The following is a 21,067-nucleotide window of genomic DNA, read 5'->3' as shown; positions in this document are numbered from 1 at the left end:
CTAGGAGTGCGAGCGGGGGCGGCGGCGGGCGATCGGCGTACTGGCCGGGCTGGCCAGGCCGAGCTGACCGAGGAAGTGCTCCAGCGCGAACGCGGCCATCCCGAGCGCGACCGGGTTGCCGGGAACACGGGAGGCCTCGACGGTGAGGTTCGGCAGCGAACCGGGCAGAACGTGATCCGGCAGTTCCGAGCGGACGGCCGGTACGAGCCACTCAGCCAAGGCGGCCGAGGTCCAGCCGGTCAGGGTGATGTACGGAATGTCGAGCAGGTTGACGAGGTCGCCCAGAGCGGCCGCCAGGTAGTGGGACGTCCGTTCGGCCAGCTCGGCCAGGACCGGGTCACCGGTCGCGAGACCGTCGGCCACCGCCTCGACGAAGCCACGTTGCAGCGGCTGGCGCAGCGCGGGATGCGCCGGGTCGATCTCCGCGAGTGAGGTCTCGATGCCGTGCACGCCGAGGTACGCCTCGACGCAGCCGCGACGGCCGCAGCGGCACCGCCGGCCGTCCAGCTGGAGCAGGGTGTGGCCCCACTCGCCGGCGTTGTTGTTCGCGCCGCGGATCAGCGCTCCGTCGATGGCGATCCCCGCGCCGACGCCGGTGCCGAGGTTGACCACGGCCATGCTCTCGGTCACCCGCCCCACGCCGAACCACATCTCGGACAGCGTGACCGCCTTCAGCGGGTTGTCGACGTTCACCGGGATCCGCAGGCTCTGCGCGAGCAGTTCCTCGATCTCGACGTCGTGCCAGTCCCAGTTCGGCGCGAAGACCGAGACGCCGGCTGCCGGGCTGACCTGACCGGGCATGCTGACGCCGGCGCCGAGGATCCGGTCCCGGTCACCGGTTCCGATGGCCGCGTCCACCGCCCGGACGATGCCGTCCACGACGTAGGCCTGACTGTTCTCGTGCTCGTCCAGCGTCACCTCGCCGTGGCTGACCGGGGTGAGGGCGATGTCGAAGACGGTGGCCGCCACATAGGTCTCGGCGACGTCGACACCGACGATGCGGCCGCGATCGGGGTCGATCGCCAGCCGCTCGTACGGCCGTCCGACGGTCCGGCGTTCCATCGTGGCGATCCGCAGCACGCCTTCGGACAGGAACTCGGTGACGAGGGTGGCCACGGTCGCGGTACTGAGCCCGGTGTGCCGGGCGATCTCCTGCCGGGTGGACGGACCCAGCCCGAACAAGGCGTGCAGGACCTCGAACCGGCTCTCGTTGCGAAGATCACGTGACGTCTGCCGCGGCACCTCGGCCCCCTCTGCTGGTGGATGCACCTAGCTGAAGCGTACGAAGTACCGGCGTACCGGAACCCGCGAGGCCCCGCACCAACAGGGTCAGGCCGGACCATCCCGCGGGCAGCCACAACACGTCCGGGTCGCCACCCGAGAACCTCGCCCGGTCACCGGTCCAGATCCGGCCGAGGCACTCCCCACCGGCCCAGGCGGTCACCCGTACCTGCGTGCCATCGAGCCTCAGCAGCCGCTCGTCGTCGCCGGCAGGCACGTCGACGTCGAGCCAGACCTCGTGCCCTGGTTCGAGACTCAGCGGTAGTTCGAGGTCGGTGGTCTCGGCTTCGTGGATGGCGAAGTCGGTCAGCAGTTCGTCGTTCTGGACCGCGCAGGTCCAGTCCGTCACCGGCGCGAGGCTGAGCAACTCCGCGTGCAGGCCGGCGCCACCGGGATGATGGATCAGCGTGACCGAGACCTCGCTGACGAAGGCCGCGGGCAGCATCACCCACGGGTTCTCCCGATGGACGGTGACCGGCTCACCGCCGTCGACGCTCACCCTCACCGGCTGGTCGACGCCGATCAGGTGAAGGGCCGACGTGGTCGTCAGGGCGAGACGGCGTGAATAGGTGATCGGTACGCCGACGCGCGTGCTGCTCCAGCCGCCGAGCGACCGCAGCGGCGCCGGCTGACCCGCCCAATGACCCTCCACCGTCCACGAGGCCGCGAGATCCTGAACGCCTCGCACCTTCCACAGCCGGCCGAGCCCCCGCAGCGAACCCAGCCGGAGCGCCGGCAGCCGCGCGTCGTCGAAGTTGGCGTGCCCCCAGATCTCGACCGTCGCCTCGAGGTCGGCGGTACCTTCGACAGCACGTACGTCGAGCCGGTGGATCGCGCCGAAACCGGCGATGGTCGGTTGGGCCAGCCCCGCGATCGACAGGTCCACGAGGTCCGACGCACCGATCAGCAGGAGTTCGTCGACGCCGGTCAGGTTCGCCGACGCAGAGTAGGTTCCACGGCCCCGGTAGGCGCCCAGCGATTCGAGCGACGGCGGCAGCCGATGGGTGCCGGCCGCTGTCGCGGGAGCCGTCGCCGATCGCTGCCGGACCGCCCGCACTTCGGTCGACGGCCCAGGAACGGCTTCGTCCGGTACGCCGGCCAGCTCGACCGTGCCGTCCGGACGGACGGACTCGAGTCGAGCGGCCTGCTCAGGAGTCAGTACGACGAGAGTGATCCCGTCGACGACCTGGTGCTCGGCGTGCCCGGCGGTCGCGGGGATCTCGACCCGGGTCCGGCCGAGTACGACGGTCACCGGTACGGCCGACGAGAACACGAGTACGGTGTCCGTCAGCGCGACCAGGTCCGCCGAGGCGAGCGTCAACGTCCTGCCACGTAAGGGCAGATCGACCAGCATCAGCGGGCACGAGTCGCCGGCGACCGCGACGGAGACTCCGCCGACGACCGCACGACCGGGACTGTCGCCGAGGTTCGGTAGGGCGATCAGCTGGCCGCCACCGTGCAGGTCGAGAGCCGACAACGACGAGCTGGTGGGGAAGTCGGCCGTCACCTCCGGGCGCGGCACCGTCGAGGTGGCCAGCGCCAGCCGCGATCCCAGCGCGGTCAGTACGTGGGCGAGCACCTTCGCTTCGGCGTACTCCGGACGCTCCTGCCCGGTGGGTGAGACGTAGCCACCGAAGTCGTAGTCGTGGCTCATGAAGTTGCCCGGGTCGCCCCAGTTGCCGGTCGACGGGGTGTAGCCGAAGTTCCAGCCGGACGACTGCAGGTAAGGCGCGATCAGCGACGCGCCACTCGCCAGTAGCCGCCGCAGCGTCCGGTGCCGCCGGTTGGTCTCGGTGACGAGCAACGGGAGATCGCGATCGGCGAGCAGCCCGGCGTAGCGGCGTACCTCCTCCTCGATGTGCGGTGAGCCGTCGTCGGGGTAGAAGTTGCACGCAGCAACGATTCCGGGGACGTCCCCGGTGGCGCCGGCGATGTCGCCCTGCCCGGCACAGGCGATCAACGGCACCGTGATGCCGTGATCGATCGCCTGGTCGCGCAGGGCGGTCAGGTAGCCGGTACGGTCCGCGCAGTCGAAGAAGTCCAGCTCGTTCTCCAGCTGGACCATGATGACCGGACCGGCCGGATGCTGGCGCTCGGCGAGGATCGGGAGCGCCTGGTCGAACCAGGCCGCCACCTGGGCGAGGTAGCGCGGCTCGTTCTGACGGACCCGTACCTCGGGATCGAGACCCAGCCAGGCCGGCAGCGCGCCACCGTCCCACTCCGAACAGATGTACGGCCCGGGCCGGGCGATGACGGACAAACCGGCCTCATGCGCCAGGTCCAGGAAGGCCGCGACGTCACGCCGGCCGTCGAACGACCACCGGCCGGGGGAGAGCTCGTGGTAGTTCCAGGGCAGGTACACGTCGACACAGGTGTAGCCCGACGCGCGGACTTGTTCGAGGCGGGCCTGCCACTGCTCTCGCGGCAGCCGGAAGTAGAACAGCGACGCGCAGAGCAGCAGCTTCGGACGGCCGTCGATCCGGATGCCGGAGGCGTCCAGCTCGACACCGGTACTGACAATGGTCACTTGACCCCCGCGCTTCCGCCGCTGATGTCCATCTCGTACAGGTACCGCTGGCCGAGGTAGTAGACCAGGATCATCGGCAGCGTCAGCAGGATCGAGCCGACCATCACCAGATTCCACGGTGGAGCCTGCAGCGCCTGCGACGTACTGGTGATGTACTGCACGCCGAGAGCAAGCGGCATCTTGGACTCGTCGTTCAGGTAGATCAGCGGGCCCATGAAGTCGCCCCAGGTCGCCGTCAGGGTGAAGATCGCGATCGCGATCAGCACCGGGCTCAGCATCGGCAGCATGATCCGGCGGTAGATGCCGAAGAAGCCGAGCCCGTCCACCATCGCGGCCTCGTCGATCTCGCTCGGCAGCCGGGAGACGAACTGGCGGACCAGGAAGACGTTGAAGGCGTTGGAGAAGAAGTTCGGCACGATCAGCGGCAGGTAGGTGTTCACCCAGCCGAGGTCCTTGAACAGGATGAACTGCGGGATCATCGTGATCTGCGCGGGGATCATCATGGTCGCGATGACGACGATGAACAGCCCGTTCTTGCCGGGTGCCCGCAGCCGGGCGAACGCGTAGCCGACCAGCCCGCTGGACAGCACCTGACCGGCCACCGCGCCGGCCGAGATGATCACCGAGTTCAGCAGGAACCGCTGCATCGGCAGCTCGGTGCCGAACACCCGGGTGAAGTTCTCCCAGTGGAACTCGCGCGGAATGATCGTGAAGGTGTTCGCGTTGACGGTCTGGTCGCTGGACAGCGCGATCGACACGACGAACACCAGCGGCACGCAGAGCACCGCCGAGACGATGATCAGGGTCGCGTAGCTGAACGGTGTCGACCGCTTGGCGCCGACCGTCCGTTCGGTACTGCGCACCCGCCGCGTGGCGGCGGCGGTGGAAACAGCGGTGGCCATCACTTCACCTCGGTCTCGTAGAACACCCAGCGCCGGGCGCTGCGGAAGGCGATCAGGGTGAACACCAGGATCACCGCGAACAACAGCCAGGAGATCGCCGACGCGTACCCCAGGTGGTAGTAGGAGAACGCCTCGTTGAACAGCAGCGGCACCATCGTCTGGCTCGCGTTGTCCGGGCCGCCCTTGGTCAGGATGTACACCTGGGAGAACACCTGGAACGCCCCGATCAGGCCCATGATCAGGTTGAAGAAGATGATCGGGGTCAGCTGCGGGACGGTGATGCTCCAGAACTGCCGGACCGGACTCGCACCGTCCACCTCGGCCGCCTCGTAGAGCTCACGGGGTATGCCTTTCATTGCTGCCAGCAACAATACGGTCGCCGCGCCGGCGCCCCAAACCGACAGCAGGATCAGCGCCGGTTTCACCCAGACCGCTTCCAGCAGCCACGACGGTCCGGGGATGCCGAACACGCCCAGCAAGTCGTTCAGCGGGCCGGACGGTGCGAGCACCATCTTGAAGATCATCGCGGTGGCCACCAGGGGAACCAGGGTGGGCAGGTAGATCAGCGTCCGGAACAGCTTGCGCAGCCGGATTCCCTTGTTCAGCAGGTTCGCCAGCCACAGGCCGAGCACCAGACCGAGCGGGACCGAGACCGCCGCGTAGTAGAAGGTGTTCCACAACGCCTTCCAGAAGACGGGATCGTCGGTCAGCAGCCGGACGTAGTTGTCCAGCCCGACCCACTTCGGCGGGGTGAAGGAGTCCCAGTCCGTCAGCGAGAAGTAGATCGACGCGACCATCGGACCGAGCAGGAACACGACGAAGCCGATCACCCACGGCGAGGCGAACAGGTAGAACCACAGCGCCTCCCGGCGCCGGAGCCTCGACATCGCCTAACCCGCGGGCTTGATGATGGACTCGAGCCGCTGCTGGATCGCGGTCAGCGAGGTCCGGGCGTCCTTCTTGCCCAGCCAGAAGTCGGCCAGCCCGTCGTCGAACGCCTTCTGCATCTCGTTCCAGGCAGGGATGAAGGGCGCCCGGTAGACGAACGCGCTGGACTCGGCGAAGACGTCCATGTTCACCGGCTTGGTCATCCAGGCCGGTTTGAGGAACGCGTCGCTCTTCTGCACCTCGAGGCTGGCCGGCACGTCCTGCCCGGTGGCGATGATCTTCTGCTGCGCCTCGGCCGAGGTGAGGAAGTCGATCGCCTTGAACGCGGCGTCGGGGTTCTTCGCCGTCCGGGAGATGGCCAGCCCGCTGCCGAACGCGGTCACGGCCTGGTCCTTGCCCCGCCACAGCGGCGCGATGTCCCACTCGATCTTGCTCTTCGTCAGGCCGCTGATCCCCCAGAACCCGGTGGTGTTGACCGCGACCTTGCCGTTCGCGAACGCGCCGTCGCCGCCGACGTCCGCCCCCATGTCGGCGTACTGCTTCTTGGTCGGGACGACGCCGTGCTTGAAGACCAGGTCGCCGGTCCACTGCAGCGCGTCGATCACCTCGTCGGTGGCCACCGACGGCTTGCCCGAGTCGTCGATGATCTTGCCGCCGTTCTGGTAGACGAAGCTCCACCACTGGGCCCACCAGCCGCCGCCGGAGTAGCCCCACTGCTTGCCGGGGACGGTCAGCTCCTTGAACGCGGCCAGGGTCTCGTCCCAGGTCCAGTCGGCCGTCGGGGCTTTGATGCCCTTGGCATCGAACAGCCCCTTGTTGTAGTACACGATCATCGCGCCGGACCGGTCCGGGATCGCGTAGACCTTGTCCTGGTACGAGTACAGCTTGCCGATCGACCCGAACCGCTTCTCCAGGTCGAGCCCGGCCTTCTTGGCCAGCTCGTCCAGCGGCTGGATCTGGTTCTTGCTCGAGTAGACGTTGACGCTCTCGGCCACCTGCATGATGTCCGGGCCCTTGCCGCCGGCAATCATCGTCTGCACCTTCTGCGCGTACCCGTCGTTCGGGATCAGCTGCAGCTTGACCTTCAGCTCGGGGTACTTCTTGACCAGCAGGTCGATCCGCTGCTGGTACGTCGTCTTGTCGTTCTCGCCGCCCCACACCGTCATCACCAGGTCGGCGGCGGTGGAGCTGCCCGAGGCCTTGTCGCTGTCCGAACCGCAGGCGGTGAGGGTGATCACGCCGGCGGCCGCGCCCAGGCCGAGAAAACCGCGACGCGTCAGACGCGTCCTGTCGATCGCCATCGCACAGTCCTCCTTGGGGTTTGAGTGGTGGTTAAGCTAACCGTCAGAAAAACTCCCGGCAAGACCTCGGCCGATAAATGTGTGCGCTAACAATTCAGCGTCGGGAACTGTTGACGCACGGGACGTTAGCGCTAACATTCAGCGCAAACAGCGCTGGATGGAGGAACTGCCGTGATGAAGAGACTGATGGCCGTGGCGACGGGGCTGGTGCTCGTCGGGGGCCTGGTGGGCTGCGGGGACGACAAACCCGAGTCGAAGGCGGCGAGCGACAGCATCACGATGGGCTTCGCCCAGGTCGGCGCCGAGAGCGGCTGGCGGACGGCGAACACGAAGTCGGTCCAGGAGGCGGCCAAGACCGCGGGGATCGAGCTGAAGTTCTCCGACGCGCAGCAGAAGCAGGAGAACCAGATCAAGTCGATCAGGTCGTTCATCCAGCAGAAGGTGGACGTGATCGCCTTCAGCCCGGTGGTCGAGACCGGCTGGGACACCGTGCTGATGGAGGCCAAGCGCGCCAACATCCCGGTCATCCTGACCGACCGCGCGGTCGACTCCAAGGACACCACGCTCTACAAGAGCTTCCTCGGCTCCGACTTCGTGGTCGAAGGTAAGAAGGCCGGCGAGTGGCTGGTGAAGCAGGGTGACGCCGCGGACGTGAACCACGACGGCTCGATCAAGGTGGTGGAGCTGCAGGGTACGACCGGCGCCGCGCCGGCCATCGACCGCAAGGAGGGCTTCGAGGAGGCGATGAAGGCGAATCCGAAGATCGCCATCGCCGCCTCGCAGACCGGTGACTTCACCCGGGACGGCGGCAAGAAGGTGATGGAGTCGTTCCTGAAGTCGCAGAAGGACATCGACGTGGTGTTCGCGCACAACGACGACATGGGGCTGGGCGCCATCGAGGCGATCGAGGCCGCCGGTCTCAAGCCGGGCAAGGACGTCCAGATCATCACCATCGACGCGGTGAAGGACGGGATGACCGCGCTGGCCGACGGGAAGATCAACTACATCGTCGAGTGCAACCCGCTGCTCGGCCCGCAACTGATGGGGCTGGCGAAGAAGGTCGTGGCCGGCGAGGAGGTCCCGGCGCGGGTACTGACCGAGGAGACGGTCTTCGACCAGGCAGCCGCCAAGACGGCGCTGTCCGCACGGCAGTACTGATCCCGCGATGACCCAGGCGATCACTCCCGCCCCATCGACGGCGCTCACCCCGCCGGTGGTCGAGATGCGCGGGATCAGCATCGGCTTCCCCGGTGTCAAAGCGCTCCAGCAGGTCGACTTCCGGCTGCTCCCCGGTGAGATTCACGCCCTGATGGGTGAGAACGGAGCAGGCAAGTCGACCCTGATCAAGGCCCTGACCGGCGTCTACGCGATCGACGAGGGCACCGTGGCGGTGGCCGGCGCGGAGCATCTGTTCGGCTCACCGGCCGACTCGCAGGCCGCCGGGATCAGCACCGTGTACCAGGAGGTCAACCTGTGCACGAATCTGACCGTCGCGGAGAACATGCTGCTCGGCCGCGAACCGCGGCGGTTCGGCCGGATCGACGGCTTGGCGATGAAGGCCCGCGCAGGGTCGATCCTGGACCGTCTCGGCCTGGCGATCGATCCGGGGTCGACGCTGGCCGACCACCCGATCGCGATCCAGCAGCTGGTCGCGATCGGGCGGGCGCTCGACCTCGACGCGCGGGTGCTGATCCTCGACGAGCCCACCTCGAGTCTCGACGCGGACGAGGTGGCGAAGTTGTTCGCGGTGATGCGGACGCTGCGCGGCCAGGGCGTGGCGATCCTGTTCGTCTCGCACTTCCTGGACCAGGTGTTCGAGATCTCCGACCGGATGACCGTTCTGCGCAACGGCAAGCTGGTGGGGGAGTACCCGACCGGGAGCGTCAGCCAGCTGGAGCTGGTCGAGGCCATGATCGGTCGCGAACTGGAGACGCTGGACAAGCTCGAACAGCACGCGGCGGCCGACGTGCCGCAAGACCGGGTACCGCTGGTGAAGGTACTGGGCCTGAGTCGCCGCGGCAGCCTGCAAGCCGTCGACCTGGAGATCTACGACGGTCAGGTGATCGGTATCGCCGGTCTGCTGGGGTCGGGACGAACCGAACTCGCCAGGCTGCTCTTCGGAGCCGACACCGCGGACACCGGCTCGATCGACGTACGCGGTACGCGGCGAAGGTTCCGTACGCCGCGGAACGCCATCGGCGCCAGGATCGCGTTCTCCAGCGAGGACCGTCGCGCGGAAGGCGTGGTGGAGGATCTGACCGTCGCGGACAACCTGCTGCTCACCCTGCAGGCTTCCCGGGGCTGGCTCCGGCCGATACCGGTCCGGACCCGCGAGCGGCTGGTCGCCGAATACATCAAGGCCCTGGACATCCGGCCGCCCGACCCAGCCGCGCTGATGCGCAACCTGTCGGGTGGCAACCAGCAGAAGGTCCTGCTGGCCCGCTGGCTGATCACCGAGCCGGAGCTGCTGATCCTGGACGAGCCGACCCGTGGGATCGACATCGGCGCCAAGACACAGATCCAGCAACTCGTCGCGAAGCTGGCCGCGGACGGCCTGTCCGTCGTCTTCATCTCCGCCGAACTCGAAGAGGTGCTCCGGCTGAGCCACCGGGTGCTGGTGATGCGGGACCGGGCGAAGATCGCGGACCGGCCCAACGACGACACCGTCACGGTGGCCGCGATCCTCGAGCTCATCGCGGCCGGCGGTCCGGCAGCCGAAGGGAATCCCGATGCGTGACCTCGTCCGCCGGCCACTGTTCTGGCCGGTCCTCGCCCTGGTCCTGCTGCTGGCTCTGAACGCGGTGGTGACCCCGGCGTTCCTGTCGGTACGGATCCAGGACGGTCATCTGTACGGCAGCCTGATCGACATCCTCCGCAACAGCGCTCCGGTGCTCCTGGTGGCGCTGGGCATGACGCTGGTGATCGCCACCCGGGGGATCGACCTCTCGGTGGGGGCGGTGGCCGCGATCGCGGGCGCCGCCGCCTGCGTGCACATCGCCGGCTCACCGCAGCAGGCGGCGACCTCGACACTGCTCACCGCGGTCGCGATCGCGGTCGGCGTCTGCCTGCTGCTCGGCCTGTGGAACGGCTTCCTGGTCTCGGTGATCGGCATCCAGCCGATCATCGCCACCCTGGTGCTGATGACCGCCGGCCGCGGACTGGCCATGCTGATCACGGACGGCCAGATCACCACAGTCGTGAGCCCCGGGTTCAAGGTGATCGGGGCCGGCTTCGTCGCGACCCTGCCGGTGGCGATCCTGATCGCCCTCGCGGTCTTCGCGCTGACGGCCGTACTGGCCCGGCGGACCGCGCTGGGCCTGCTGATCGAGTCGGTCGGCATCAACCCGGAAGCGAGTCGGCTGGCCGGGATCCGCGCCCGGACGATCACCTGGACCGTCTACGTGTTCAGCGCCTTCTGTGCCGGCGTCGCCGGGCTGATGATCGCGTCGAACACGAGCGCGGCGGACGCGAACAACGCCGGCCTGTGGATCGAGCTGGACGCGATCCTGGCCGTCGTGATCGGCGGCACCTCGCTGGCCGGCGGAAAGTTCTCCCTGACCGGGACGCTGGTCGGTGCGATGTTCATCCAGACCCTGGCCACCACGATCCCGACCATCGGGATCCCGGCCGAGGCCAACTATCTCTTCAAGGCGGTCGTCGTGATCGTGGTCTGCCTCTTGCAGTCGCCGAAGGCGCGGGCGGCGCTGCGCAGCCGCCGGCCTCGCCGGGCCACCCCCACCGTACGGACGGAAACAGCATGAGCGCGCCGGCCCTGTCGCCCGCGGTGACGGCCCGGATCCGTCGGTACAGTCCGCCCCGCCGTTATCTGCCGGTCACGGCGGCTGTCGCGCTGCTGATCGGGATCTTCGGCGCCGGGTCGCTGCGCTACCAGGGTTTCGCGGATCCTCAGGTGATCCTGAACCTGTTCGTCGACAACGCCTTCCTGCTGGTGCTGGGGGTCGGGATGACGTTCGTGATCCTTGCCGGCGGCATCGATCTGAGCGTCGGCTCGGTGGTCGCCTTGTCGACGATGATCGCGGCGTCGACGCTGGAGGCGGGCTGGCCGGTGGCAGCCACCGTCATCGCCGTCCTGGTGGCCGGGACGCTGCTGGGTACGTTGATGGGCCTGGTCATCCACTACTTCGATGTGCAGCCGTTCATCGCGACCCTGGCCGGGATGTTCCTGGCTCGTGGGCTGTGCTACCTGATCAGCGTCGAGTCGATCCCGATCCGTGATCCCGGTCTGACCAGATTCGCTCAGGGAACCGTCCCGCTGCCCGGCGGTTACCACGTCACCCCGAGCGTCGTGGTGGCCCTGGTGGTCTTCGCGATCGGCGCGTGGGTGCTGCACCTGACCCGCTTCGGGCGCACGGTCTATGCCGTCGGTGGCAGCGAGAGCTCCGCGCATCTGATGGGGTTGCGGGTCGCTCTGGTCAAGGTCGGCGTGTACACGATCAGCGGCCTGTGCTCGGCGCTGGCCGGGTTGCTCTTCGCGGCCTACACCCTGTCGGGGTACAGCCTGCACGCCGTCGGGATGGAGCTCGACGCGATCGCTGCGGTGGTGATCGGTGGGACGCTGCTGACTGGCGGCCGGGGCCTGGTGCTGGGCACGATGGCCGGGGTCCTGCTGCTCGGCACCATCCAGACCTTCATCTCGTTCGACGGCACGCTGAGTTCCTGGTGGACGAAGATCTCCATCGGAGTGCTGCTGCTGATCTTCGTGGTGATCCAGCGCCTGTTGACCAGAAGGCAGACCTGACGGCGATCAGGCAGCGCCGGAGCTCTCGCGCACGATCAACCTGGCGGGGATCTGCTCACTGCTCGGCCGGCCGCCGTTCATCTGCTCGGACAGCAGGTGGAAGGTCCGCCGGCCGACCTCGTCGAAGTCCTGCCGCACGGTGGTCAGCGGCGGGTTGAAGAACTCGGCCTCCGGGATGTCGTCGAACCCGACGAGCTGGACGTCGCCGGGCACCGAGATTCCGGCCTCGGTGAACGCCCGCAGCAGGCCGAGAGCCATCTGGTCGTTGGCGACGAACACGGCCCCCAGGCTGGATTCGCCGGCCAGTGCCTTACCGGCCTGGTACCCCGAGCGCGGGCTCCAGTCGCCCCGGGTCAGCCGGGGCCGGCGGACGCCGTGGGCCTTGAGCGTTTCCCGCCAGCCGCGCTCGCGTTCGGCCGCCTCGAGCCAGTCCGCCGGCCCGCCGACATGCCAGACCGTCTTGTGACCGAGCGACAGCAGGTGCTCCGTCGCGAGGCGGGCGCCGTCGTACTGGTCGACCGAGACGGCCGGCACCGGTGAAGCCGCGCCGCCGACCGCGACGAGCGGCACGCCGTGCGGCGCGAACTCCAGTGCCTTGGCCGTTGCGACGTGTGGGGCGATCACGACGATGCCTTCGACCGCCTGGCGCTGCAACGACTCGACTGCTTCGGCGATCGCCTGGCCACCCGGCTGGCTGATGCTCGCCACGGTGATCGCGAAACCGGCATCCCGCGCCGCGCGCTCCACGCCGTAGAGCGTGCTGGCCGGTCCGTACAGGGTGGAGTCCAGGGTCACCACCCCGAGCGTGCCCGTCCGCCCGGTGACCAGGGCTCTGGCGGCGGTGTTCGGCCGGTACCCGATGCTCTCGATCGCGGCCAGCACCCGCTCGCGCGTCGCCGGCCGGACGACGCCGCTGTCGTTGATCACCCGGGACACCGTCATGTGGGACACCCCCGCGAGCACGGCGACATCAGCCAGGCTCGGATGCCGCCGGGCCGACGACGCCACCGGCTGGTGCCCGACGTCCGAACCCTTCACCACGTTCACCTCTCCGATCGTCGCCCCGGCTGAATTCTGTCATCCGCGACCCTCTTCCCCGCGGATGACGGCACCGAGTTCGATGACGCGGGCGGAAGGTTCGCAGGACGAGGTGGTGACGGTCAGCATCTGGCCGGTGCTGGTGTAGGTCCAGTCACCGGGCTGGGCCGGGAAGAAGTTCTCGACGGTCCGTCCACCGAGGGGGAGGTCGAGCCGGCCAGGAGTGGCGGCACGGTGCCACAGGGTCAAGTACGACGAGGTGGCACCCGCCAGGCCGAAGGCGACCCACTCGTCGGTCCAGCCGGGCAGGCCCAGCGGCCAGAACGGCGTCAGCTCCTCGATCTGCGCCAGTACCTGCCGATGCGCCGAAACCGCGGCCCGGACCAGGTCGAGCTCGTCCGTCGTCATCCGGTTCAGGTAGCCCGACAGGTACATCCGGCCGAGGATTCCGTTCACCAGGCTGACAGTGAATCTCTCCGTCGACGTGCTGGTCTCCGGGTAGGCCCAATGGCCGGCCTGTTCGGGAAGGACCGACGCGGCCGCGGCTGCCGCGATCGGGGCATAGAGCAACGGATCCTGCTGGTCCGAGGTCGATTGCAGGTGCAGCCTGGACAGCAGCGCATAGTCCATCCGCAGCGCACCCGATCCGCAGTTCTCCAGCAACAGTTCCGGGTGACGCGCCTGTACGCCGTCCAGCCAGTCGAGGTGCGCCCGGTTGTGCTCGAGCAGCCCCTGTCCGGGTGACTTCCCGCCGAGGTCGGAGCCCGGACCGGTCATGGTGTTGTAGTCCAGCTTGAAGAATCCGATCCCGTACTCCGCGACCAGCCGGTCGACGGTGCTGTCGAGATGGTCGCGGGCCGCCGCGCTGCGCAGGTCGAGCAGATACCGGCCGCTCTCGGCGTACCGGACTCCACGCCTGCTGATAAACGCCTCGTCGGGCAGTTCCCGGGCCAGCGGCGAGTCGACACCGATCACCTCGGGTTCGAGCCACAGTCCGGGCACCATGCCACGGTCGCGGATCCGGTCGATCACCTCGCCGAGACCGTTCGGGAAGCGGGTCGCCGACGGTTGCCAGGCGCCGACCGTACTCCACCAGTCGCCCTCGGCGTACCAGCCGGCATCGATGCAGAAGTAGTCCGCGCCGGCGTCCGCGGCGGCGTCGATCAGCGGCAGCAGCTTGGCCGTGGTCGGATCGCCCATCAGGGTGTTCATGTAGTCGTTGAAGACCACCGGCAGCCGATCGTCCACCGGGCGGCGCCGGCGCAGTGCGCGGCGCTGGCGGGTCAGGGCCGCGAAGGCGTCGTCCTGTCCGCGGCCGGCGACCAGCGACACGGGCACAGTGCTGAACGAGTCGTCGGCGCTGATCGAGGTGGTCCACTGGTGTTCGGCGTCGGTGGGGCCGCTGAGCAACAGGTATCCACCCTGCCGCGTCTCGCCGACCTCGTAGTGCCAGGGCCCGTTGTGCTCGATCTGCCAGCCGAGCGAGTACGGCTCGTCGTGTGCCAGCAGCACCCCGGTCGGCAGTCGCTCACCGGTGGACCACGAGCCGTTGCAGGTGACGGCCCGGCGCGTGCGCGGCGGTGGACGATGCACCGCGGTCCGGATGTCGGGCAAGCCGGTACTGCGCAGCGGCGAGCGGCTCCAGCGGCTCTCCGCCATCCAGTCGTTGTCCCCGGCCAGCAGGTCGAAGTCCACCGAGCCGAGACCGATCACCGCCGATGACAGGAAGTCCAGTTCGAGCCGCCCGGCACCCGTGAGCGTCGCCTCGGTCCAGGTCTGAACGCCTGCCAGCGCCCTGAAGCAGCTAATGACTTCGAGCCCGGTCACGTCGTCGTGCTGGACGATCCGGAGCATATCCGCGCTCTGCTCGTGCCGTTGGTACCGCAGCCGCTTCCCGATCGTCGTCTCGACGTGCCGGAACGTGCTCGGTGAGCGCCCGTGGCCGAGCGCCGACACCTCCACCAGAGGCTGATCCGTCGTCCCGGAGCCGTCGCCCGGCTCGTCACGCGGCCGGATCGAATCCAGCCGGACCGGGCCGTCGTCGAAGCAGAAGGTCAGCGTCAGGTCGGCAGTCTGCCAATGAAACGTCATGAAGCTCCGTTCGTGGATGCGATCGGTCGGAAGATGAGGCCGCTCCGCCGATGACGCCGAGGCTCCCTCCCGGCGTCATCGGCGAAGCGCCCGCGCAATGACCTAGCTGATGGTCAGGTCGCGGATGTTCGTGCCGGTTCCGGTGAAGACCAGGTAGACGTCGCGGACGCCGTGGGCCAGTCGTGGGTCGAGCCGGCTCGTGGTCGCGGCCCAGGTGTAGCGGTCGCCGGTGACAGGGCTGGTGAGTGTGCCTGCGAGCGGTCCGGCCGGGCTGTCGAGGTGGATCTCCACGTTGGCGGTTCCTGCCGGAGCTCGCGAGACGGTGGCTTCCAACCGGGTCGCGCCACGGCCCAACTGGACATCCTGGAAGGAGATCCAGTCGCCCGTCGCCGTCTTGCCGACTGCGTCGCCGCGCACCTTGGCGGCATCGATGAGCTCGATCCCCGAGTAGTCGTCGAAATCCGTGGCCGCTGTCCGCCTGCTGAGGTCCCGGGCCGGGATCACCTCACCACGGACCGCTACCGACGTACGGGCCCTGATGTCGGCCGACGAACTGCCCACTTGCACGTCCTGGACGGCCGACTCGACCACCCACTTGTTCCGGGTCACGTCCCAGAACGCCAGGTCTTTCGCTTTCACCGCGAAGGAGACGGTACGACGTTGCCCGGGGGCGAAGGACAGTCGCTGGAACCCGCGAAGCGTCCTGACCGGCTGGGCCACCCGCGAGGTGCGTTGCGCGGTGTAGAGCTGAACGACCTCGTCGCTCGCGGTCCGGCTGGTATTGGTCACGTCGACGCTGACCTTGAGCAGCCCGTTCGGTGCGAGGACGTGCGAGTCGACCCGCAGTCCGGAGTAGCGGAAGGTGCCATAGGTCAGGCCGTGGCCGAACGGGTAGAGCGGAGTCGCGCGGTGGTACTGATAGGTCCAGCCGGCCTTGATCACGTCGAAGTCCAGCGGATCCGGCAGTTCCTTGTCCGTGCGATACCACGTCTGCGGGAGCCGGCCGGACGGCGAGTAGTCGCCGAACAGTACGTCCGCAAGCGCCCGGCCGGTCTCCTGGCCTGCATGCGACGTCCACAGGACCGCCTTCGCCTGCGACCAGTTCCCCGTCAACGGGTAGCTGCTCTCCAGCACCACGATGGTGTTGGGATTGGCAGCGGTGACGGCCTTCACGATCGCCTGCTGGCCGGCGGCCAGAGCGGTACTCTGCCGGTCGTTGTCCTCGCGACCGTTGATGAACGGATCACTGCCGACCACGACGACCGCCGTGTCCGCCTTCTCCGCGGCCGCCACCGCCGCGGCCGTACCGCTGACGAGAACCTCCCGGGAGAACTGAGCCGCCGTGTCCTGGGTGGCCGCGCCGATCTCGAGCTTCCCGTCGCCGGTCAGCACGATGTACTGGTTCGGTCCGTTCCACGGCTCCTTGACCTCGTTGCCGCGGTACCGCAGCACGTAGTTGCCGTTGGCAAGTTGTTCCAGGCCGAACTGCTGCTGGACGAACCAGCCGTTGGGTTTGTCCTGGTCGTTCACCAGCCCGTTGCCACTCCGCGAGACGAACTTGCCGTTGGCGGCCGAGCGCAAGGCGAGCTTGCCGCCGCCCCAGTCGAAGACGTCCAGCGACTGAGCCGCGCCCGCCGTCGCCGCGTCGGCGGCCAGCGCGCCACCCGTGGCGCCGGCCGGGGCGGTCACATACTTGCCGGTGGCAATGGAACGGAGCGCGATCCGGTCCACGCCCTCGGTCGCAGTGACCGTGCCGCCCGCGCCGAGACGCTCGGCGATACCGGCTCGCGGGGTGATCCGGTACGGCATCGTGCCCGAGTACCAGTCCTCGTACAGGGTGTCGGCCAACGGACCGATCACCGCGACGTCGTTGGTCCGGGTGGCATCGAGCGGCAGTGCGTGGTGCTTGTTCTCCAAGAGGACGAGTTGCTCGCGTGCCGCTTCGCGGGCCAGTTCCCGATGGGCCGGGCTGTCGATGCTGTCCGGCCCGATCTGCTCGTACGGGTTCAGCCCGGCCGGGTCGAACTCGCCCAGCCGGAAGCGGATCGACAGCAGGTGCCCGACCGGCTTGTCGATGTCCGCTTCGGTGAGCAGACCCTTCGCCAGCGCTTCCTTCACCGCGGCGACGGTCGGGCCGCTGTTGCTGTCGTTCTCGGTGAAGCTGTCCAGGCCCGCCTTGATCGCTGCGGCAGCACCCTCGGCGGCCGTGGGGTAGTACTGCTGGATGCCACTGACGTTGCCCGCGCCCGAGGCGTCCCCGACGATCATCAGATCATCGGCCGACCAGGAGCGCACCGTCTCGCCGAGTTCGGGCGACACGTGCGTCGGCCTGCCGTTCAGCAGGTTGTACGACGCCATCACGCCGGTAGCCGCCTTCGCGGCAAGGGCCGGCTGGAAGGCCTTGTACTCGTACTCACGCAGTACCCGGGGCCGGACGCTCGCTGACACGACGGCACGATCGGTCTCGACGTTGTAGGAGGCGAAGTGCTTCAGGGTCGGAGCTGTCTTGAGGTAGCGCGGGTCGTCGCCCTGCAGACCGTGCCCGTACGCCGTCGCGATCTCACTCGTCAGCAACGGGTCTTCGGCGTAGCCCTCCTCGTTGCGGCCCCACCTGGGGTCACGCAACAGGTTCACCACCGGCGCCCACAGGTTCAGCCCGTTCTTCGCCGGGTCGATCCGGTTGAACGCCCGCGCCTCGTCTCCGACGGCTGAACCGACCCGCTTGATCAAGGCCGGGTTCCAGGTACTGCCGAGTCCAACGGCCTGGGGGAAGACGGTCGCCTCACCCAGCCAGGCAACGCCGTGCAGCGCCTCAGTACCGGTCTTGAAGGAGGCGATGCCCAGTCGCGGGATCGCGGGCTGGTACTGATGCAGCAGCGAGACCTTCTCGTCCAGCGTCAGACGGCTGGTCAGGTCGTTCAGCCGGACCTGCAACGGCAGGCCGGGATTGCGGAACTCCGGCACGGGCTCGGCCCGCGCGGGCTGCCCCACCAAGACCGCGGGGACGAGCAGCAGGGCCAGGAGAGCGCCCCCGAATCGATGCCGATAGGTCATGGCGGTTCCCTTTCGGAGAAGTGTCGAAGCGCTTCGACTATCGGGGCAGGAGTCTGGGCCGTCAAGAGCCAGGAGGTCATTGCCGTCGTGCTCGGTCAGGCCAGGGGGAGCCAGACGCGCATGGCGCCGGGCTCGCGGTTTGCCCAGGTGTAGTAGGGAATCGCGGTGACGATGACCGGAGTACTGGCGGTCGAGGCCGGCGGGTAGGGCTGGTAGAGAGTCGTGTCGAGGGGCGTGGCGACCGCGGGCAACCGGAGGTGGACGGGAGCGGCGCCGTGCTGCGGTACCTCTTCGAGAATGGCGCCTGACTGGTCCAGCGCCAGTTGCTCGACCGTGATGCCGTCGGGAAGGTCTGCCTGCTCGACGCAGTACACGATCGGTCCGCGTTCGATGGCCACACACCCGCGGACGGCATCGACGCGCCGGTCCGCGCGGACCAGGCGCGGCTTCATCGGCAAGGTGATCCGCACGGTTGCGCCGTCCTCGCACGACGCTCGCAGGTAGTCGCCCGGTGTCGGTTCCGCCAGGATCTCCGCGCCCTTCGCGGCAGCGGTCGCGCCCGTGGCCCAGGCGGGGATGCGGACTGCGAGCTCCCCTCGGCCGCGGATGGTCACCAGTACCTCGCCGCTCCATGGATAACCGGTTTCGACCACCGCGGTCAGCGTGTCCGCCGTGAACGACCCTGCCGTGAGGAGATGCAACTGGAGCCCGGAGGCGTCCGAGGTGGCGGCGTAGCCGTGCAGGGAGGCGAGCAGGCGAGCGAGATTGGGCGGACAGCAGGCGCACTCGTACCACGGCAGCCGCTCGCTGGGCGCATCCTCGTGGGAGCCGTCGTGTCCGGTGCGCAACTGCAACGGATTGGAGTAGAAGAAGGAGATGCCGTCGGCTGTCATCGCTGCCGCGACGGCATTGAGCAGCGCACGCTCCATCTCCTCGGCGTACCGTGCCCGTCCCGTTGCCAGCAGCATTCGCCAGGACCATTGCAGGGCCGCGATCGAGGCGCAGGTCTCGGCGTAGGCGCGGTCGGGTGGTAGCTCGAACGGATCGCCGTACGCCTCGTCCCGATGTCTCGAGCCATGTCCTCCGGTGATGTACATCTTCGTACCGAAGGCGCTGTCCCAGAGCTGCGTCATCGCGTGCAACAGTGTCTCGTCACCGTTCTCCAACTGCAGATCGGTGACGCCGGCGGCCAGATAGAGCTGCCGCACCGAGTGCCCGATGGCCTCGGTGGCGGCCCGCACCGGCAGGTGATCCTGGTAGTACTGGGATCCGAAGTGCCCGGGCGGCAGGGCGCCGTGCCCACGTCGTTCGATCTGCAACTCGGCCGCCCGGAGATAGGACTCCTCGCCGGTCTCGCGGTAGAGCTCGACCAGCGCTGTCTCCACCTCCGGGTGCCCATCGATCCGCGGGCCGGCGTCGGCAGTAAAGGTGCGGGCGATCAGGTCGGCGAATCTCCGGGCGATCGCGAGGAAGCGCGGATCGCCACCACCACGGTGGATCGCTACGGCAGCCTGGATGAGATGACCGGCGCAGTAGAGCTCGTGGCTGTGCTCGAGCTGACTGAACGGCTCCTGGTCCGGCATCCCCTGCACACGAGTGTTGAGGTAGCCGTCCGAGGTCTGCACCTGCTCCAGCAGCTCGGCCATCTCGGACAGCAATCCGGCCCACCGGCCGGTACCGGTCCGCGCCATCTCCCAGCCGATCGCCTCGAGCGTCTTGTAGAGATCCGAGTCGGCGAACCACATCCCTCGGAAGCTGCCCTCAGGAGCGCCTGGTACGCCGACCAGCCGACGGAAGTTCTCGATGACACCCGTGCGCTCGATGTTCTCCACGCAGTGCGGAATGGTGGCCGCGGCGTTGACCTCCTGCCAGCCACCCAGCAACGACGCAGGGTCGAGCCGCACCCCGCTCAATGCCAACGGAGTCAACCGTGCGGCCTTCCGCGGCACGACCGGCCCCTGGGTACCGATCGGTGATTCCTGAACGCTCATCTGTGGCTCCAGACTCTCGACCCACTGCATGTTAGCGCTCACATCAACTCTTCGACAGGCGGCAACCTTTTCGCCTCCGGCGGCAACTGGGAGGTGGACGGCGATTCGATCAACCGAACGGATGGATAGATGAGGACAACGAAGCACGGTGGGGCGCAACTGCCGAAAAAGCGCCGGCGGGCCGTCGGCATTCCGCTGACCCTGCTGGCTGTCGGCCTAGTGGTCTGCCTGGCCGCTGCGTTCCTCACCAGGGGAAGAGCTACCCCGAGCAGTACCGCTGACGCGTCCGTTGCGGCTGCCGAGGCCGGCGTGCCACCCGATTCCGGCTCTGCGGACGCGACGGCCGACGCCACCACCGCACCGACGCGGCCGCCGGCCGCGAGCCTGCCGCCGTCGCGCCATACTCCGTCGTCCTCGACCGCGCGCAAGCCTCCTCCGTCGTCCTCGACCGTGCGCAAGCCTCCGGCTTCCACTCGCAGCCCCCGCCCGACCTCCAGTACTTCGCCAGCAGCTACTCGCAGCCCGGGCGTCTCATCCAGCACCCCGCGTACAGCGTCCTCGGGAACCTCGGGATCCTTGGCGGGACGGATCAAGCCCGCCGTCCGATACCACGGCGTGGCGACCGCCTACGAGGCAGGCGACGGTAACGGTGCCTGCCTGTTCGGCCCGTCCGGCGACATGATGATCGCGGCGATGAACCACACCGACTACGAGTCGGCCAAGGCATGCGGGGCGTACGTACTGGTCCGCGCCGCCAACGGGGCCTCCATCACGGTACGGATCGTCAATGAGTGCCCGTTGCCCTGCGCCCCAGGGCAAATCGACCTCAGCCAGCAGGCCTTCGCCAGACTCGCCAAACTCTCCGTCGGCCGGCTCCCGATCACCTGGACGCTGCTGAGCCCCGCCGCCTCCGGCAAGATCTCCATCCGGTACAAGACCGGGTCCAGTCAGTACTGGTGCGGCATCCAGGCGATCGGTCACCGCAACCCGGTGGCCGCGCTCGAGGTCCGGACCACCAAAGGCTGGCGGAAGCTGCACCGCACCGACTACAACTACTTCCTCTCCACTGACGGCAGCGGATGCGGCAAAGCGATCAGGCTCACCGACATCTACGGCGAGCGGCTGACCATCGACGGGATCGCACTCGAGCCGGACGTCGCGCAGCCGACCCGGGTCCAGTTCAGCCGGCATTGACCGTGCCGCCTGTCCATCGTCAGGACGCCGCCCTCCACGGG

The 21,067-nt window shown here is 68.3% G+C and carries 14 protein-coding genes; 5 read left to right on the top strand and 9 right to left on the bottom strand.

Annotated features, from left to right (window positions below; all coding sequences use genetic code 11):
- Genes ABD768_RS39115 through ABD768_RS39095 form a run of 5 tightly spaced genes read right to left on the bottom strand, consistent with a single transcriptional unit; the run spans nt 1 to nt 6,899 of the window.
- A complete protein-coding gene (locus ABD768_RS39115; RefSeq protein ID WP_343974294.1) occupies nt 1–1,269 on the bottom strand; it encodes an ROK family transcriptional regulator in 1,269 nt (422 codons plus the stop codon).
- Nucleotides 1,220–3,808 carry a beta-galactosidase gene (locus ABD768_RS39110; protein ID WP_344849398.1) on the bottom strand — a complete coding sequence of 863 codons (2,589 nt, stop codon included), beginning with the start codon at nt 3,806–3,808 and terminating at the stop codon, nt 1,220–1,222. Before ABD768_RS39110 ends, ABD768_RS39115 begins: the two co-directional genes overlap by 50 nt.
- The gene (locus ABD768_RS39105; protein WP_343974299.1) at nt 3,805–4,710 is read right to left on the bottom strand and encodes a carbohydrate ABC transporter permease; all 906 of its coding nucleotides are present in this window, start codon (nt 4,708–4,710) and stop codon (nt 3,805–3,807) included. The genes ABD768_RS39110 and ABD768_RS39105 overlap by 4 nt, the downstream gene beginning before the upstream one ends.
- Nucleotides 4,710–5,597: a carbohydrate ABC transporter permease gene (locus tag ABD768_RS39100; RefSeq protein WP_344849396.1), complete on the bottom strand. Its 888-nt coding sequence runs from the start codon at nt 5,595–5,597 to the stop codon at nt 4,710–4,712. The genes ABD768_RS39105 and ABD768_RS39100 overlap by 1 nt, the downstream gene beginning before the upstream one ends.
- A gap of 3 nt (nt 5,598–5,600) precedes the next feature.
- A complete protein-coding gene (locus ABD768_RS39095; RefSeq protein WP_343974305.1) occupies nt 5,601–6,899 on the bottom strand; it encodes an extracellular solute-binding protein in 1,299 nt (432 codons plus the stop codon).
- Between the two features lie 174 nt (nt 6,900–7,073).
- On the opposite strand from ABD768_RS39095, the gene ABD768_RS39090 reads away from it, so the two are divergent.
- The 4 genes from ABD768_RS39090 to yjfF are packed head-to-tail and all read left to right on the top strand — an operon-like array spanning nt 7,074 to nt 11,658.
- Nucleotides 7,074–8,057 carry an ABC transporter substrate-binding protein gene (locus tag ABD768_RS39090; RefSeq protein ID WP_343974308.1) on the top strand — a complete coding sequence of 328 codons (984 nt, stop codon included), beginning with the start codon at nt 7,074–7,076 and terminating at the stop codon, nt 8,055–8,057.
- Between the two features lie 7 nt (nt 8,058–8,064).
- Nucleotides 8,065–9,636, top strand: a complete 1,572-nt coding sequence (locus ABD768_RS39085; RefSeq protein WP_343974311.1) for a sugar ABC transporter ATP-binding protein — start codon at nt 8,065–8,067, stop codon at nt 9,634–9,636.
- Complete coding sequence (locus ABD768_RS39080) at nt 9,629–10,660, top strand: ABC transporter permease (protein ID WP_343974313.1); 1,032 nt, start codon at nt 9,629–9,631, stop codon at nt 10,658–10,660. The genes ABD768_RS39085 and ABD768_RS39080 overlap by 8 nt, the downstream gene beginning before the upstream one ends.
- Complete coding sequence (gene yjfF / locus ABD768_RS39075) at nt 10,657–11,658, top strand: galactofuranose ABC transporter, permease protein YjfF (protein ID WP_344849393.1); 1,002 nt, start codon at nt 10,657–10,659, stop codon at nt 11,656–11,658. The genes ABD768_RS39080 and yjfF overlap by 4 nt, the downstream gene beginning before the upstream one ends.
- Nucleotides 11,659–11,664: 6 nt before the next feature.
- Here yjfF and ABD768_RS39070 read toward each other — a convergent pair whose 3' ends face one another.
- From ABD768_RS39070 to ABD768_RS39055, 4 genes are all read right to left on the bottom strand, one after another.
- The gene (locus ABD768_RS39070) at nt 11,665–12,705 is read right to left on the bottom strand and encodes a LacI family DNA-binding transcriptional regulator (RefSeq protein WP_344849391.1); all 1,041 of its coding nucleotides are present in this window, start codon (nt 12,703–12,705) and stop codon (nt 11,665–11,667) included.
- Nucleotides 12,706–12,735: 30 nt separating this feature from the next.
- Nucleotides 12,736–14,787: a glycoside hydrolase family 36 protein gene (locus ABD768_RS39065; protein ID WP_344849389.1), complete on the bottom strand. Its 2,052-nt coding sequence runs from the start codon at nt 14,785–14,787 to the stop codon at nt 12,736–12,738.
- Between the two features lie 102 nt (nt 14,788–14,889).
- On the bottom strand, nt 14,890–17,841 hold the full coding sequence (locus ABD768_RS39060; RefSeq protein ID WP_344849387.1) for a glycoside hydrolase family 3 protein: 2,952 nt from the start codon (nt 17,839–17,841) through the stop codon (nt 14,890–14,892).
- A 95-nt stretch (nt 17,842–17,936) separates the two neighbouring features.
- Nucleotides 17,937–19,832, bottom strand: coding sequence for a glycoside hydrolase family 127 protein (locus ABD768_RS39055; protein WP_344849385.1), 1,896 nt, complete (start codon nt 19,830–19,832; stop codon nt 17,937–17,939).
- Between the two features lie 129 nt (nt 19,833–19,961).
- Here ABD768_RS39055 and ABD768_RS39050 point away from each other — a divergent pair, with 129 nt between their 5' ends.
- Nucleotides 19,962–21,026: an expansin EXLX1 family cellulose-binding protein gene (locus ABD768_RS39050; protein ID WP_344849383.1), complete on the top strand. Its 1,065-nt coding sequence runs from the start codon at nt 19,962–19,964 to the stop codon at nt 21,024–21,026.
- Nucleotides 21,027–21,067: the final 41 nt, after the last annotated feature.

Source organism: Kribbella ginsengisoli, from assembly GCF_039537185.1.
In the GTDB taxonomy this organism is placed as follows: domain Bacteria; phylum Actinomycetota; class Actinomycetes; order Propionibacteriales; family Kribbellaceae; genus Kribbella; species Kribbella koreensis.
The sequence above is the reverse complement of the archived record's forward strand: the minus strand, read 5'-3'. Positions and strand labels throughout refer to the sequence as shown.

Coding starts and splice junctions, on each gene's coding strand:
- ABD768_RS39105 (WP_343974299.1), bottom strand. CDS start 4,710: ATGGCCACCGCTGTTTCCACCGCCGCCGCCACGCGGCGGGTGCGCAGT.
- ABD768_RS39100 (WP_344849396.1), bottom strand. CDS start 5,597: ATGTCGAGGCTCCGGCGCCGGGAGGCGCTGTGGTTCTACCTGTTCGCC.
- ABD768_RS39095 (WP_343974305.1), bottom strand. CDS start 6,899: ATGGCGATCGACAGGACGCGTCTGACGCGTCGCGGTTTTCTCGGCCTG.
- ABD768_RS39090 (WP_343974308.1), top strand. CDS start 7,074: ATGAAGAGACTGATGGCCGTGGCGACGGGGCTGGTGCTCGTCGGGGGC.
- ABD768_RS39085 (WP_343974311.1), top strand. CDS start 8,065: ATGACCCAGGCGATCACTCCCGCCCCATCGACGGCGCTCACCCCGCCG.
- ABD768_RS39080 (WP_343974313.1), top strand. CDS start 9,629: ATGCGTGACCTCGTCCGCCGGCCACTGTTCTGGCCGGTCCTCGCCCTG.
- yjfF (WP_344849393.1), top strand. CDS start 10,657: ATGAGCGCGCCGGCCCTGTCGCCCGCGGTGACGGCCCGGATCCGTCGG.
- ABD768_RS39065 (WP_344849389.1), bottom strand. CDS start 14,787: ATGACGTTTCATTGGCAGACTGCCGACCTGACGCTGACCTTCTGCTTC.
- ABD768_RS39060 (WP_344849387.1), bottom strand. CDS start 17,841: ATGACCTATCGGCATCGATTCGGGGGCGCTCTCCTGGCCCTGCTGCTC.
- ABD768_RS39055 (WP_344849385.1), bottom strand. CDS start 19,832: ATGAGCGTTCAGGAATCACCGATCGGTACCCAGGGGCCGGTCGTGCCG.
- ABD768_RS39050 (WP_344849383.1), top strand. CDS start 19,962: ATGAGGACAACGAAGCACGGTGGGGCGCAACTGCCGAAAAAGCGCCGG.